A 15,174-nucleotide genomic window follows, 5' to 3' on the forward strand; every position below is an offset into this window, starting at 1 on the left:
TGCAATTTAACGCGGTTAACTATAATGATGTTATAAGGAGTGGAGAAATATGTCTTTGCAACAATTAAACTCAAATCAGTTCGAAGAAATTATTTATGACAATGCTGAGGCCTGCTTGGTGATGTTTTCAAGAAAAGATTGTCATGTATGCAAACAAGTTGCTCCAATGTTGGAAGAAATGAAACCTCAATATGAAGGGAAATTCGGCTTCTATTATGTAGATGTTGAAGAGGATAAAAACTTATTTCAACGGTTTTCATTGAAAGGTGTTCCGCAAGTTCTCTTTTTCAATGACGGAGAATATCAAGGTAAACTGGCGGGTAAGGTTGAAGAAGAAGGTATTGAAGAGAAAATCGCAGAAGTCCTTGGAGCCTAGTTATCAAATTATAAGGGGATGTTGAAGTCGTGGATAATAGCTATGATTTGATCATTATAGGGGGAGGCCCCGCCGGACTTTCTGCTGCCATTTATGGCGGTAGGGCTAAGCTGAAGACCCTAGTTATGTATAAAGGGACAATCGGTGGTTTAGTAGATACAACTAGAGAAATAGTTAATTATCCCGGATATATCCAGGTTAGTGGACCGGATCTCATGAAGGATTTCAAGAAACATGCAGAGCATTTTAATGTTGAATTCCTAAAAGAAGAAGTCACTAGCGTAGATTTTTCCGGAGAAGATAAAATCATTAAAACCAAAAAAGGTAAAGAGCTCTCTGCCAAAGCTGTTATCGTTGGGTGTGGCAGTGAGCCGAGAATGTTAAATATCCCTGGTGAAAAATCCCTGCGAGGGAGTGGAGTTGCTTACTGCGCTACCTGTGACGCAGAGTTTTTTGAAGGGGAGGATGTTGTTGTTCTTGGAAGTGGTGACCAGGCTATTGAAGAAGGCATGTTCATCACCAAGTATGCTCGTAAAGTAACTGTAATTGTACTACATGACGAAGGAATTCTTGATTGTAATAAAGTAAGTGCGGAGAGAGCATTTAACAATGAAAAAATGGAGTTCATTTGGAATTCGACCATCGAGGAAGTTCTCGGAGAAGATAATGTTGAAGGAGTAAAAATAAAGAATCTGAAAACCGGCAGTTCATCTGAACTTACCTGCCAAGGTGTGTTTTTCTTTGTTGGAATGATTCCCTCAACACGTTTTCTCAAGGACAGCGGACTGGAAATGGACAATAGAGGATATATTCCGGTTAATGAGAGTATGGAGACGAACTTAGAAGGGATCTATGCTATCGGCGACAATCGAGTAAAATACTTGAGACAAGTTGCCTCCGCAGTTGGTGACGGTGCAACTGCAGCTGTGGCTGCCGAAAGATATATTGAAGAATTGCAGCATTTTAATGCCAATATCCTCCAAAATGAGAAAAAGACATTGTTATTATTCTTTAATGCCTTGGTCAATGAAAGCTTGGAATTTAGCACCTTATTAGAAGGACTCATCGGTGAAAATGGTGACGAATATAAATTGGTGAAAGTTGATTTAGCAACTAAGAAAAGCCTGGCAGGCAAATATGGAATAGAAAAAGCACCCACTGTAGTCGTATTGGACAAAGGAGTAGAAATCAAACGACTTGATTGTTGCATGGATAAAGAGAAACTACAATCTCAATTATTTTAGGTTCAATTCAAGTAGTTATGAAATGAAATTTAATTACAAAATTTTAAAACGACCGCAAGGCTGACCTTTGTTGGTCGTTTTTGTTATATATTAATATCTATGAAGAGTTAACATAATGATTACCATTACTTAATGATAACTTAATTTTAATACCATATACTTGATATTAACGCAACATGCAGCTCAATAATTGTTTTAATTTGGTGAATGATGATGATTATGGTAAGATATTATTGGAAGATCTGAAATACTACTATTAAAGTTAACTGTTTATTTTAGCGTTTAATTATTCTCTAAAAGCTATTAATTATTAGTAGAGCCAATCTTACCAATTGCATTGGTAATAGAGTCTTAAGACTATTGTGATAATTATCACGAATGGGATTGCATTTCTAATCATTACATATTGGCTTTTAACCTACTATATCGTAGGTCTCCTGTGATTTTGGTGGCTTCGGTCTCCTAAATAATTAAGTTAACCAAACATAACAGCAGTGAAAGGATTGATTGAGTAATGGCAGAGAAGAAAAAGATGAATCAAAGTATTTTAGCTTTAGTAATTCTTTTAATTGTTGTAGCAGTTGGGATTGGAACCTTTAATATCATGAATATCACTCGCACTGCCAAAACAAACATGGATTTATATTCAACGACTTTAAATGCCAATTACGACCAAAACCTTCGCCTTGTGACTCAGCAAGCAATCAGCACCTTAGATGGCATTTATCAACTGCAACAGCAAGGCGTACTGACAGAGGTTCAGGCCAAGGAACAAGCAATAGAAATAATGACTAAAATGAGATATGGTGACGATGGTACCGGATATTATTGGGGAGATACCACGGATGGGATATGTGTCTTTCATGGCACAAACCCTAAGGCGCCGGGCACAGACCGCAATAATGCAGCCGATTCTAAAGGATTCCTATTTATGCAGGAGATTTTAAAAGTTGGCCAGAACAATGGAGGGTATGTGGATTATTGGTTTCCTAAGGCCGATCCTAACGATAAGCAAGAATACCCCAAGCGAGGATATGCCCTAGAATTCAAACCATGGAAATGGGTTATCGGAACGGGTAACTATATTGACGATATAAATAAAGTCATCGCTGATCGACAAGCCGCAGCCGATGAAGAAATGTGGCAAAATATTGCTTACTCAGGATTAGGAATGCTAGGGGCTATTGCCATTTCAATTGGCTTTGCCTTAATGATCAATCGCAGGATTTCTCAGAAGATTGCACCTATCGCAGAATCGGCCCTGCAAGTAGCAGGAGGGAATTTAGATATCCCTGAGATTAGTGTGACGACGGATGATGATATAGGGCTTCTAGGAAAAGCCTTTAACGATATGACTAATAATCTGCGTGAGTTAGTGGAAAAAGTCTCTCAGTCTTCTGGATTGGTTGCTTCAACTTCCCAGGAACTAACTTCTGGAGCAGAACAGTCAGCTCAAGCCTCCAATCAAATTGCCACTTCTATTTCCGAAGTCTCTGCTGGTACTGAAACCCAATTAAACGTTGTTAATAACACAACTAAAATCGTTAACCAAATGCTGGTTGGTATTAATCAGATTCTCGACAGTTCTAAAGTAGTTGCCGATACATCAGAAAGAGCTGCGCAATCTGCGCTAGATGGTATGAAGGCTATTGACAAAACCATGGATCAAATGAGTAACATCGAAAGAACCGTGAACACCTCTGCTCAGGTCATTAACAATTTAGGAGAACGATCCAAAGAAATAAGTCAAATTATCGATGCGATCTCTGGAATCGCTCAACAAACCAATCTCTTAGCTCTTAATGCTGCAATTGAAGCTGCTCGTGCCGGAGAACAGGGGCGTGGCTTTGCAGTCGTTGCAGACGAGGTACGTAAACTTGCAGAACAATCAAGTGAAGCCGCAAAACAAATCTCTGCCCTTATTCTCGAAATCCAAGAGGATACTCAAAAAGCAGTTGCTGCTATGAATAAAGGAACCCTGGAAGTCTCAATGGGAACTAAAGTTGTAAACACTGCGGATGATGCGTTTAAGGACATCAACGATTTGGTCACAACGGTGTTAAACCAAGTTCGAGAAATTACTTTAAAAATCCAACATACTGCCGAGGGAAGTAATCAAGTTGCAGAGGCAGTTACCGAGATTAATCAAGTCAGCAAATCAATTGCAGTTCAGACTCAAACAGTTTCGGCAGCAACTGAAGAGCAATCTGCTTCCATTGAAGAAATTGCTGCTGCTAGCCAAGTGCTCTCGAAAATGGCTCAAGAAGTGGAGCTGACTTTAGAAAAGTTTCGATTATAAGTCAAACAATTAATCAAGAGAAGAGTTATTCCAGAGGAAAAAATAGGAGTTAAGAGATTAAGATTCTGAAACTGGGCTAGGAGCATTTTTGCTGCTAGCCTATTTTTCTAAAGAGGTATATGGATAGGACTGTTCATTGGACATTGCATAGTAAGATGGCATGGGCATCGGTAGAATAAATAGTCCTTTCAACGGTATAGATTGAATTTCTTTTTAAGAGAAGTTCATCTTCAGATCGAATGTTGCTGATATTTTTCAAACAAGCTCCATTAAAATTCTTTGGGACCTTTAGAATAAATAGTACATCTGCAGAGTATTCTCTATTTCCGTTGAAAAATAAAGTAGTACTGGAAAAGCCCTTTTCAAGTAATTTCTTTCCATCGTAGAGGGTTGATGTACTACCCAGCCCTTGAAGCCCTTCTAGATCTATCCAGCGAAAAGCAATTACATCTTCCGGAGTGGACGCTTTATTCAAGGCTGAATCTATATGCTGTGTTTTATTTTCAAACCTCGGATATTTACAATGGCGGAAATGCTCGTTATATTTGAATGAACATGAGGTATATAGTTTAATATTCTTGACTTCTTCGGAGGTTAATTGTTGTTCCCATGCACTATAGTAATGATCACACCATTGTCTAATAGCGTCTCTACACTCGAATGTTCGAAATGAACTATTATTTTTGAGGCTTTTGAGGAATTCCAAGATCTCCTGTAAGGCATCATAAAAGTCATTGTCATTATGAAGAGATAGAGGTTCTTCTTCGAAGAAAGATTGCCATATTTCTTTAATCTTTATAAATATAGAACATAACCTCCTTTGCAGAAAGGTCGTTATGTTCTATATTTACTTGGTTTACACCAAAAAAAGACTAAGAGCAACAGCAGTGTGTTGCTCTTAGTCTTTTTACGTTCCAACTTAATCGTAGCTTCTCGCTCCCAGATAACGAGAGGAGTAAAAGCTGTCGCTAAGACTTGATATTTTAACATCGCTATTAGGATTACTGGCATGGACAAAACGTCCACCCCCGATATAGATGCCAACATGTGAGGCACCCTTAGCATAGGTTGAGAAAAATACTAAATCACCTGCTTGGAGGTTGCTCTTGTTAACCGGAGTTCCTGAGGCGAATTGGGCATAAGATGTTCGCGGGAGAGAAATCCCGGAACTAGCATACACATATTTGGTAAAACCTGAACAGTCAAAGCCTTTTTGGGTGGTTCCGCCAAAGACATAGGGGGTACCTTGCAAACTGAGTGCCCGGTCTACTACTGTTGTGGAACCGCCGCTTCCTCGAGATACTGTAGAAGCAGAAGCGACCATGACAGGCCGATTACTGGGGCCTTGGGCAACAACACGGTTTACCGGACTTTGAGTTACCTTTTCTTCTAATACTTGCTTGGTAACATCAATGCCGTTTTTCTGTACATAAGAATATGTAACGATTTTTGAACCATTACTACCTTGCTCAAGTACTTTAGTTTGGCCGACCTTTAAACTGCTATCGGTCTTTGTTACAACATCATAGGGAATTGCTTCGGGGCCGGAGTATGTCCCCTGACTTACGACAGTAAGGAAGGGAGTTGAAGAAACGAGCTTGATAACTTGCCCTGGCTGCAATTTAGTGTCCTTGGTTACTCCTGGGTTACCTGCTAATACTTCATCAGTTAACATATCATTTTTACGGGCAATAAGCCACCAAGAGTCGTTCGGTTGAACAGTATAATCCTTAGCGGATATTTTACCATCAGTCAAAATTTTAAAAGCTTGGTCAGGGGAGGTTAGCTGTTCCGGTAGGACTTCAGCCTCTTCTACACTAACCTTTTCGGCAAAACTAACAGAAGTAACCTTGTTCTCCTCACTGGGTTTAACATAATAGTCTTCGTATTCTTTGAGGAGTTTGTCGGAATCCTCTTTAGTGGGCAAAAATGCGATCACTGAGCCATCGGCTTCTAACTTATAACCATCAACATAAGTACTTAATTTATCCTCTAACGTCTCCTCGCTCAAAGTAGATGTCAGATAGACCGTGGGCTTTACCCTGAGGGATTCATAGGTTATTTGGTCGTGAGTTTTAGCAACCACTCCGAAAGGCTCGCCCTGTTGTTTGAGAATGGTTTCCACAAGGTCTTTACCATAATCAACACTTCTTACTAAACCAATCTGCTGACCGTTAACCATGACAGCAGCTGCAGAAGTTGTGGTTGAAAGATAATAGGTAAGTCCTCCGGTTAGGATAACCGCAATAGATAAACCGCTGATAACACGTGGAGATTTCCATGAGACTTTTCGCAGAGTAGTGCCGCAAAATTGTTGAATTAGCATTCGTTTCTCATTCAAACTAGGAGGCAATTGCATGTTGTTTTCACCTTTCTCGGCTTACGAGGTTAGCTGACGGATTCGGGCATAAGGTGTAAGCCCTACGCATTTGGTATGCGTTTCACCCCAAAAAAAAATCCCCCGCTCTAGGTGACTAGATTAAGCCTTCATACTTTTTATCAACGTTATATATTCGACATTATACTTAAATCTCCTTTTATTTTCATAAAGAAATACATGGCAATTGATGAAGAAATTGTGAAGTAAGTGTAGCATTGCGTTAAAAAATGGGTTTATTATTTTTGTTTCAGAGAATTAATGGGATAGGCCTCGTGTAATAATATCTCGTACTTTTCCTGGTAATTCGGCAGCATCTTCTTTGCTGAGACCAGTGGTGGGGATTGGTTTAAAAATAGTTACCTTAACATGGGCGGGTTTAATCTTAAAGCCGTTTTGTTCCATTATCTTATAAGAGCCGCAAATCGAGATCGGAACAATTGGGACGCCAGCCTTTAAGGCTAACTTTAAGCTGCCAGGCTTAAAGTCTCCAATCATATCACCTTTGCTGCGAGTGCCTTCAGGGAAAATGACCATAGAGTAACCTGCTTTAAGTTGTTCCGCAGCTTGATTAATTACTTTAAGGGATTGGCGAATGTCTGAACGATCCATAAAAACGCATTTTAAATGAGTCATCCAACTTCTAATCAAAGGCAATTTAAGGAGCTCAATTTTTGCAATAAATGCCTTTGGTTTATCGATATAACCGAGGAGAATTGGAATATCGAAATTACCTTGGTGATTGCTTACAAAGAGAACCGAGCCATTAGCCGGGATGTTTTCTTCGCCTTGGATCTCAACAGTAACACCTGCAAGCTTAACAAGTGAATGGGCCCATTTTTTTGCTGTTTGATTTGTAAGTCTGTCATGTTCAAGGATTCTATCCATTCTTTCTAATCGATTAACTTTTAAAAGCGTTGGTTGTATGGACAAAAGATACGCCCAAAAATATGTAAACCAGAGGAAGGTTCGAAACATTGGGATTCTCCTCATCTTGTTTTAAAATTATTCTAGCAAAAATTTATATACTCAAAAGTATGTGCTGGAACTAAAAATACTATTACATAAAATTACCAGAAGATGTGTTGATCTTCATTTTCGAATACATGCTTAAGTGAAGTGATGATATAAACAATAAAAATAAAGGCAGCCAGTGATACCATTGGAGCAAAGTATGCAAAGGGCTGTGCCCATAAAATTGTGCCATGAGCCCATAAATACCATAATGACATATTAACACCTCATTCTATTGTTATCAATGTAGCAATATATTTGATACTTTTTCTTGTATTAAATTACTAATATGGCCTGTAAGGAAAAGTCCCATCGCTAACACCATTACAGCCAACTGCATTGGGTAGGGGGAATAAAGGTCGATGAATCTTATTAAGCTAAAAATTGTTTCGTTGGGCTCTAGCACTTGTTTAACGCTCATTTCAATATGCCTGAAATCAATGGTGAGAAACCCAATGGATGTGAAACCGTTAATAACTGGGAAGTATATTGACATTTTAGGGAGCAGGTTAGTGGGTGAGAGTTCTTTCGTTCTTTCAGGTTCATTTGAAGGGTTAGACTCACTTGATTGAAAAAGTTTGTTGATTCCATCTAATATGACCAATCCGCTGGCGGAAAATAGAACTAACATAGTTAGGGGGAATGGTAGTCGGAGGCTTAAGAGGTTAAACATAAGATAAACTGTTTCATTAGGCTCCATCTGCTGTCTCCAAAACAGCCTAACTTCTTTTAAGCTCATAATGGAAACACCTATAGCATTGTATGGTTCAATCAAAAACCAGAAATAAATTGAAAATGGACATAGCTTGAAAGGATTGATCTGACTAACAAATCTCTTAATTTGCGTAAGGATCAGTGGGGGATAATTATGAAGGGTTCTATTTTCCCAGAGAATTGACTTTAATAAAGCCGGGTGTCTATAAAGGTACTTATTCAAATATTGTTGTAGGACTGTACTTATATTAATCACACCTTGCAAAATCAGTACCCCACTTATTAAAACTTTTCTATGATTTTTTGGTTTGCCCTTTCAATTGGATCTGTAGTATAGCCAACAGTGTTTAGCAAAAGCCAAGTCCAAAAGAATGAATTAAGGATAGCGATAATGGTGGGGACTGGTAGCCAAATACCCCAAAACTTCGTACTTGGGTAGAAGGCGTTGGGCTCTTTAGAAGAGGAATAAACATGAACAGGTTTACTGCTCGGCGAGTAGTGCTGATTTCTAGGTGTATTAAAAGTTAACTTCAGGATGCTACACTCATCCACATGCTTATTTGGCTTTTTCATAGTTGCGGAAGATGACACCCCCTAAGAACATTGCGACTATAAAAGATCCAGTTAACCAGAAAATCCAATAAAACTGGATGATCCACAATGAGTATCCTTGCAAAAACGTTGCCTCCCTTGTTAATAATAACCATATTATTCCTTTCGATTATTGGCTGTGAAAATATTTTTAATGCTCAGTAAGATAGAAATGGCTTTTCATCAAAGGGCGACGAGGTTTTGTATATAATTTTCTCCTATGCCCCCTCTAAATAAAATATATTTGTTATTTTCTGATATTTATATTAGAATTATTTTAAAGTAAGTATATTTAAAAATATTTAAACTGCCAAAGAATTAATTTGCAATCCATTTAATAATTTACTGTATTTTGCAAAAGGTATGAGAGGGGGATTTGTATGCTATTACGCAATCGCAAACCAAAAACTACGGTAGCTCTTCGCCAGCGACAATTATTTCAGGTAGGAGATCGTGTCAAGACTAGTAATCATTATGTAGGAACCGTTGTTCGAGTTGATCGTGATGAAGTTGGGGAGTATATTGTTGCTCGATTAGATGAAATACCGCAAGATTTTGCATACGATCCAGACGATCTTTTGAGAATCTAAATAATCTTTGAATATTGAAAGAAGCACCCATTTCTAAAGTGGGTGCTTCTTATTGTGCACTAGGTTAATTGAGAAAAATACTTTTTTGAAGGAGTATTTGGAAACATGTTGAAATCTTAAAGGGAATTTGCTGTACTAAACTTCTCTTTAAGGGAGGGAAAGCTAAATGTACATTAGGAGTAATAATAAGCCGGATATAATAATTATCGGCGCTGGAATCATTGGCTTAAGCATCGCTTACAACTTGTTGGAAATAGACCCGAAACTTTCGATAACTCTTCTGGAAAAGGAGAAATTATTGGGAATAGGTTCCACTGGAAAATGCACAGGAAGTATTAGCTATCAATTGAGTAGCCCACTTCAGCGTCGCCTGAGTCTGCTCAGCAGAGATTTTTTTCGGAATTTTGATGCTGTCTTTGATACTCCCAGTTGGTATTGGGAGAAGGGGCATTTATTATTAGCGGATAACGAAGGCTTATTGAAGGATCTCCAATCGATCTCAGTTCAAGCCGACGCTGACAACATCCCCATGAACCTAATGAATCAAGAAGAATTGCAAAGGGAGTTCCCATATTTGCACAGAGACCGGTTCTTAGGAGGGGCTTTTTGTTCATGGGATGCCTATGCCGACCCCTATGCTGTTTTGGCAGCCCTGTACTCAGTGGTGCGCCGTAAAGGTGTCGGGGTATATTTTGAACATGAAGTAAGGAAAATCATCATTGATGGCGATACTATTAAAGGTGTTGAAACTAGACAGGGAGTATTTCAAAGTCCCCTCGTCGTGAATGCTGCTGGCCCTCATGCTGCACAATTAGCTGAAATGTCTGGCCTTACTCTTAAAATCCAGCCTTACCGTCGTCAGGTTTACGTCTGTACAAACCCTAAAGATGTTCCCAAAGCTTCTCCTACAATCATGGATTTATCCTCTGGCTTTTATCTCCATCAGGAAACTAGTGGGAAAACAGTGTTATTAGGGGGAACAGATAAGTACACTTGGCCGGGATTGCAAGAAACAGTAGACAAATCCGTGGCAGAAGACTTTTTTATGACGACCATGGAAATAATACCTTCTACGCTTGATATAAAGTGGCTGCGAACTTATACGGGACTTTGTGAACTAACCCCTGATTTTCATCCGATTGTTGGTGAAGCATCAGGATTGAAGGGGATGTTTTTCGCTAACGGGTTCAGCGGACATGGCTTTATGCATGCCCCAGCCATCGGGCGGATTCTAGCAGATCTGATTTTAAAGGGTAGTACTGACCAGATCGATGCTAGTTTACTTCATCCAGACCGATTTCTTAAAGAAAATCCATAAGTAAATTTCCTGGTACCACTGATAGTATAACCTTCGTGCATACCAGCGAGCTTCAACTTATGTTCACGAACCAGTTTACACTCATGCCGTAAGAAGATTGAATAGAGGAGAAGGATACTGAAGGTAATGAACAATATTTTTAAAAATGCTGTCCAAATATCTAAGATAATCTGTAGAGCAAAATTATCCCCAGGAGATATTGCTGTTGATTGTACCATGGGGAATGGAAATGATACGGAATTTCTATGCAGTTTAGTTGGCGAAAAGGGAAAAGTTTATGCTTTCGACATCCAAGAAGAGGCCGTTATAACTACTAGAAAGAGACTTCAAGAACTCAACTTACTAGCAAGAACCGAAATAGTATTGGATGGTCACCAGAATATTGATAAATACATCAAGGGAAATGTGGAATTAGTGATCTTTAATTTAGGCTATCTGCCTAAAGGAAATCATGCTATTACCACGAAAAAAGAGACTACCATTGAAGCAGTTCAGAAATCTATGGGGTTGCTCAAACCTAATGGAATAATACTAATAGTTGTATACTCAGGACATGAGAATGGCAAACTTGAAAAGGAAGCTTTAATAAATTTCACCACAACAATAAACCAGAAGGAATATAATGTTGCTGAAATTTGCTTCCCAAACCAGATTAATAGTCCCCCGGAACTTATTTGTATTGAAAAGGTTTAAAGGGCAAGGCTAGGTAAATATTTCTATTTGCCATTCCATTATATGTTGCGTACAATTAGATTGTAAAAAATATAAAAGAAAAAGGTGACTAGCATGTCTATTTATGATTATTCATTTCAGTCCATCGAAGGTAAAACAGTCTCTCTTTCTGATTTTCAAGGTAAGGTGATGTTGATTGTCAACACCGCCAGCAAATGCGGTTTTACTCCCCAATATGAGGGACTAGAGAAACTTTATGAAGCTTATAAAGATCAAGGTTTAGTGGTGATCGGTTTCCCCTGTAACCAATTTGCTGAGCAGGAGCCGGGGACCAATAGTGAGGTTCAGGAGTTTTGTAAGATAAGATATGGGGTTACCTTCCCGCTTACGGAAAAGGTGAATGTACGGGATGAAAATGCTGATCCAATCTTTCAATATCTTACTGAAAACACAACCTTTAAGGGGTTAGGTAAAGGCCTTAAAAACAAAGCCCTTGAACTTATGCTCAAACAGAAATACGGAAAGCAGTTCTCTGATAACTCTGTTAAATGGAACTTTACAAAATTCCTCATTGGCAGAGACGGAAAAATAGCAGGCCGTTTTGAGCCCACTGTCTCACCGGAAAGCATGGTATCCTCGATTGAGGAGTGCTTGTAAATTGAACTGGGACGCGAAGGAAATGCTCAAACTTGACAATCAGTTGTGTTTTGCTCTTTATGCCTGTTCAAAAGAAATTATTGCCTTGTATAAACCATACCTGAACTCTCAGGGACTAACCTACACTCAATATATTACACTTTTAGTATTGTGGGAGGAGGATGGACTCAATATCTCTGAGCTTGGGAACAAGCTCTTGCTAGATTCAGGAACACTTACCCCTCTTCTGAAAAAACTTGAAAAATTTCAGCTGGTAGAGAGAGTAAGGGATAGAGACGATGAGAGAGTGGTTAAAGTTTTCTTGACGGAAAAAGGAAAAATGCTGCAGGAAACTTTTAGTGATCTACCGCAAAAGATGTTTTGCAATACAGGAATCCGGGTGGAGGAAGCCATAAAGCTTAAGGCCATGCTGAATCAGCTGCTGGGAAACATTCGAAAGTTATAATGCTCCAGTTATATTGACAGCTGTAATTACTTGGCATATAATAGCTAGTATTATATTTGAATATTATACAAAATGACTGATGATGAGAAATAGTATGTCTTATGAGGGTGTCTTAGCGAGTCAGAGGTGGTGAGAGTCTGATACAAGTCTCTTAGACAGAATGGTTCTCAGAGGTGTGATCCGAAAACCGTAAAAGTTAGTAGGTGATTCCGGGGGTTTCCCGTTACAGAGACAAAGGTATCGAGAATTGTATTCTCCGTACCTGATAGATTAAGGTATTTGGTAGATTGTTTGCTTAAGTCCAATTGGTTGGTTGATTGGATTTGGAGGAAAATAATTGCCTTATACGAATTAAGGTGGTACCACGGAGCTTTCCGTCCTTTTAGGACAGAAGGCTCTTTTTTATTGTAATAAGAAAGGAGCGTTCAAATGGTTAAGGAAAAGTTACATGTACTGTCTGATGGCGGCTACGAAACAAAGGGGCATTTTGGTCCATATGGAGGTGCCTATGTTCCAGAGACCTTAGTTCCTGCTTTGCGAGAATTAGAAGAGGCCTACATGAGATCTGGCCGAGATGAGAGCTTTCAGAAAGAGTTTCGAGACCTGTTACAAAGGTATGTTGGACGACCATCTTTATTCTATGAAGCCAAGCGCTTATCAGAACAATTGGGTGGTGCCCGAATTTATCTTAAAAGAGAAGATCTCAATCATACCGGTGCACATAAAATTAACAACACTTTAGGGCAGATTTTGCTCGCTAAAGCTATGGGTAAGAAAAGAGTGATTGCTGAGACAGGAGCAGGACAGCATGGGGTAGCTACTGCTACGGCTTGTGCATTATTTGCTCTTCCGTGTGTAGTTTATATGGGAGAAGAAGATGTTCGCCGACAGAAGTTAAACGTCTTGCGGATGAAGTTATTGGGTGCAGAGGTTCGTACTGTGACTCATGGATCATGTACTCTAAAAGATGCTATTAATGAAGCACTGCGGGACTGGGTGACTAATGTTGAGGAGACGTTTTATTGCTTTGGGACGGCAGCCGGACCACATCCCTATCCAACAATTGTTCGAGATTTTCAGGCAGTAATTGGACATGAGACCAGGGAGCAAGCCTTAAAGGAATTAGGAAAACTTCCAGACGCGATCATTGCCTGTATTGGAGGTGGGAGTAATGCCATTGGTATCTTCCATCCTTTCATCTCCGACCCAGAGGTAAGACTAATTGGAGTCGAAGCAGGGGGAACAGGAAATAAGACGGGGGAAAATGCTGCGACACTTTGTTTGGGTGAACCCGGTGTTTTGCATGGAGCTTATAGCTATTTGCTGCAAGATGATGATGGACAAATTGTTGTAACCACATCTGTCTCTGCCGGACTTGACTATCCCGGCGTAGGACCAGAGCACAGCAATCTGAAGGAAACGGGTCGAGCAGACTATGTCAGTATTTCGGATCAAGAAGCGTTAGATGCTTGCTCCTTGCTTTGTCAGACTGAGGGAATCCTGCCGGCCCTGGAAAGTGCCCATGCCATCGCCTATGCAGCTAAACTTGCCCCCAGACTCTCGAAAGATCAAGTGATCGTAGTTAATCTTTCGGGCAGAGGAGATAAAGATGTAGAAACCTTAGCTCAGTATTTAGAAGGAGGTGCAGATCATGAGTGAGAGACTTAAGGCGGTTTTTCAAACTAAACCTGCAGGGGTAACTCGTCTGATTTCATATATTATGGCGGGAGATCCTACCGTAGAGGTCAGTCTGCGACGCCTAAGGGGGCTGGCTGATCACGGAGTGGATGTTTTAGAACTGGGAGTTCCCTTCAGTGATCCAATGGCCGATGGGGTGGTGATTCAAGCTGCGGCTGAGAGAGCTTTAAATGCTCAGATGACGGTGAAAAAAACCTTAGAACTGGTAGAGGAATTTCGTAAAACTCACAACACCCCCCTTCTTTTGATGAGTTATCTGAACCCACTTCTTCGTTATGGGTGGGATCGATTTGTTGAAGATGCAGCTGAGGCAGGAGTCGATGGGTTTATCTTACCGGATTTACCTTGGAGGGAAGGTCAAGGGCTTAGAACAAGAACTGAGAAAAGTGTCGGTAACAAACTATCTTTTATCCCGATGATTGCCCAAACTAGCCGTGAGCAAGATATTGAGGCTGTCTCTCAGGTAACCGAAGGATTTGCTTACGTTCTATCGCGTAATGGGATTACCGGAGGAGAAGTTGAAATCCCTGACAACGTTAGCGTGTTTATAGAAAGCTTGAGGGATAGCCTTCAAATCCCGCGTTGTGTCGGTTTTGGGATTCAGAAAGCCGAACAAGTCCGTGCATTAGCAAAAATTTGCGACGGAGTTGTCGTTGGCAGTGCTTTAGTAAAAGCCTTTGCCAAACTTGATCAAGAGGGATTAGAGGAAAAAGACTTAATCGAGCAGGAAAAAGAAGTATTTACTTGGTTGGCAAGCCTGAAGCAGTAGGCAAGCGCTTTCGAGGGATGCTTCTCAATGTCAATTAAACCCTTCACCATAACACCAGATTTTTCTGGTGTTATTCCTTATTCCCCTACCACCGAGTCTCCATGTTCAGCTTTAGCTGAACGAGTTCACTGTCGACTAAGCTAACCATACACTCTATTTAGAGCTTGCTAATTTATTGAAAAGTCTAGATTCCTAAGGGTTTACGGGTAGTGTCTTAATAAATGTGCATTAAAAACAGACTTTGGCGTCAAAAAATGTGCCCATGGTGTTAAAATCAAATGTTGCACCGGTGCACCATTTGGCCTCTCTTCCCCCACGGGAGAGTAAATCACGATTTATTAGCAAGCCCAATTTAAATCGTTAATACTTAATTAATAAACTGTTTAGAAAAAATCAATAGATTTGGCCTA

General features: G+C 39.8%; 14 protein-coding genes and 1 riboswitch. Of the genes, 10 read left to right on the top strand and 4 right to left on the bottom strand.

Annotated features, from left to right (window positions below):
- Positions 1–49 precede the first annotated feature (49 nt).
- From DESMER_RS03110 to DESMER_RS03120, 3 genes are all read left to right on the top strand, one after another.
- Positions 50–376, top strand: coding sequence for a thioredoxin family protein (locus DESMER_RS03110; protein WP_014901604.1), 327 nt, complete (start codon positions 50–52; stop codon positions 374–376).
- Between the two features lie 29 nt (positions 377–405).
- Entirely contained in the window at positions 406–1,620 is a 1,215-nt protein-coding gene (locus tag DESMER_RS03115; protein ID WP_014901605.1) for an FAD-dependent oxidoreductase, read from the top strand.
- A 514-nt stretch (positions 1,621–2,134) separates the two neighbouring features.
- The gene (locus tag DESMER_RS03120) at positions 2,135–3,919 is read left to right on the top strand and encodes a methyl-accepting chemotaxis protein (RefSeq protein WP_014901606.1); all 1,785 of its coding nucleotides are present in this window, start codon (positions 2,135–2,137) and stop codon (positions 3,917–3,919) included.
- 133 nt (positions 3,920–4,052) lie between these two features.
- Here the strand turns inward: DESMER_RS03120 and DESMER_RS03125 are convergent, their stop codons facing one another.
- The 4 genes from DESMER_RS03125 to DESMER_RS03140 form a co-directional block, all read right to left on the bottom strand.
- Positions 4,053–4,625 carry an ADP-ribosyltransferase gene (locus DESMER_RS03125; RefSeq protein WP_014901607.1) on the bottom strand — a complete coding sequence of 191 codons (573 nt, stop codon included), beginning with the start codon at positions 4,623–4,625 and terminating at the stop codon, positions 4,053–4,055.
- A gap of 213 nt (positions 4,626–4,838) precedes the next feature.
- Positions 4,839–6,278 carry an NlpC/P60 family protein gene (locus DESMER_RS03130; protein ID WP_014901608.1) on the bottom strand — a complete coding sequence of 480 codons (1,440 nt, stop codon included), beginning with the start codon at positions 6,276–6,278 and terminating at the stop codon, positions 4,839–4,841.
- Between the two features lie 3 nt (positions 6,279–6,281).
- Positions 6,282–6,415: riboswitch (cyclic di-AMP (ydaO/yuaA leader) on the bottom strand.
- A 139-nt stretch (positions 6,416–6,554) separates the two neighbouring features.
- A complete protein-coding gene (locus DESMER_RS03135) occupies positions 6,555–7,274 on the bottom strand; it encodes a lysophospholipid acyltransferase family protein (protein ID WP_014901609.1) in 720 nt (239 codons plus the stop codon).
- 277 nt (positions 7,275–7,551) lie between these two features.
- Positions 7,552–8,049: a hypothetical protein gene (locus DESMER_RS03140; RefSeq protein WP_242831043.1), complete on the bottom strand. Its 498-nt coding sequence runs from the start codon at positions 8,047–8,049 to the stop codon at positions 7,552–7,554.
- 946 nt (positions 8,050–8,995) lie between these two features.
- Between DESMER_RS03140 and DESMER_RS03150 the strand changes: the two genes are divergently transcribed.
- From DESMER_RS03150 to trpA, 7 genes are all read left to right on the top strand, one after another.
- Entirely contained in the window at positions 8,996–9,205 is a 210-nt protein-coding gene (locus DESMER_RS03150; protein ID WP_014901613.1) for a hypothetical protein, read from the top strand.
- 166 nt (positions 9,206–9,371) lie between these two features.
- Entirely contained in the window at positions 9,372–10,523 is a 1,152-nt protein-coding gene (locus tag DESMER_RS03155) for an NAD(P)/FAD-dependent oxidoreductase (RefSeq protein ID WP_014901614.1), read from the top strand.
- Between the two features lie 126 nt (positions 10,524–10,649).
- Positions 10,650–11,216: a tRNA 5-(aminomethyl)-2-thiouridylate-methyltransferase MnmM gene (gene mnmM / locus DESMER_RS03160; protein WP_014901615.1), complete on the top strand. Its 567-nt coding sequence runs from the start codon at positions 10,650–10,652 to the stop codon at positions 11,214–11,216.
- A gap of 93 nt (positions 11,217–11,309) precedes the next feature.
- On the top strand, positions 11,310–11,852 hold the full coding sequence (locus DESMER_RS03165) for a glutathione peroxidase (protein WP_014901616.1): 543 nt from the start codon (positions 11,310–11,312) through the stop codon (positions 11,850–11,852).
- Positions 11,853–11,874: 22 nt separating this feature from the next.
- The gene (locus tag DESMER_RS03170; protein ID WP_042334235.1) at positions 11,875–12,297 is read left to right on the top strand and encodes a MarR family winged helix-turn-helix transcriptional regulator; all 423 of its coding nucleotides are present in this window, start codon (positions 11,875–11,877) and stop codon (positions 12,295–12,297) included.
- A gap of 429 nt (positions 12,298–12,726) precedes the next feature.
- Positions 12,727–13,956: a tryptophan synthase subunit beta gene (gene trpB / locus DESMER_RS03175; protein WP_014901618.1), complete on the top strand. Its 1,230-nt coding sequence runs from the start codon at positions 12,727–12,729 to the stop codon at positions 13,954–13,956.
- Positions 13,949–14,764 carry a tryptophan synthase subunit alpha gene (gene trpA / locus DESMER_RS03180; RefSeq protein ID WP_014901619.1) on the top strand — a complete coding sequence of 272 codons (816 nt, stop codon included), beginning with the start codon at positions 13,949–13,951 and terminating at the stop codon, positions 14,762–14,764. The genes trpB and trpA overlap by 8 nt, the downstream gene beginning before the upstream one ends.
- Positions 14,765–15,174 lie beyond the last annotated feature (410 nt).

This window comes from Desulfosporosinus meridiei DSM 13257 (assembly GCF_000231385.2).
In the GTDB taxonomy this organism is placed as follows: Bacteria; Bacillota; Desulfitobacteriia; order Desulfitobacteriales; family Desulfitobacteriaceae; genus Desulfosporosinus; species Desulfosporosinus meridiei.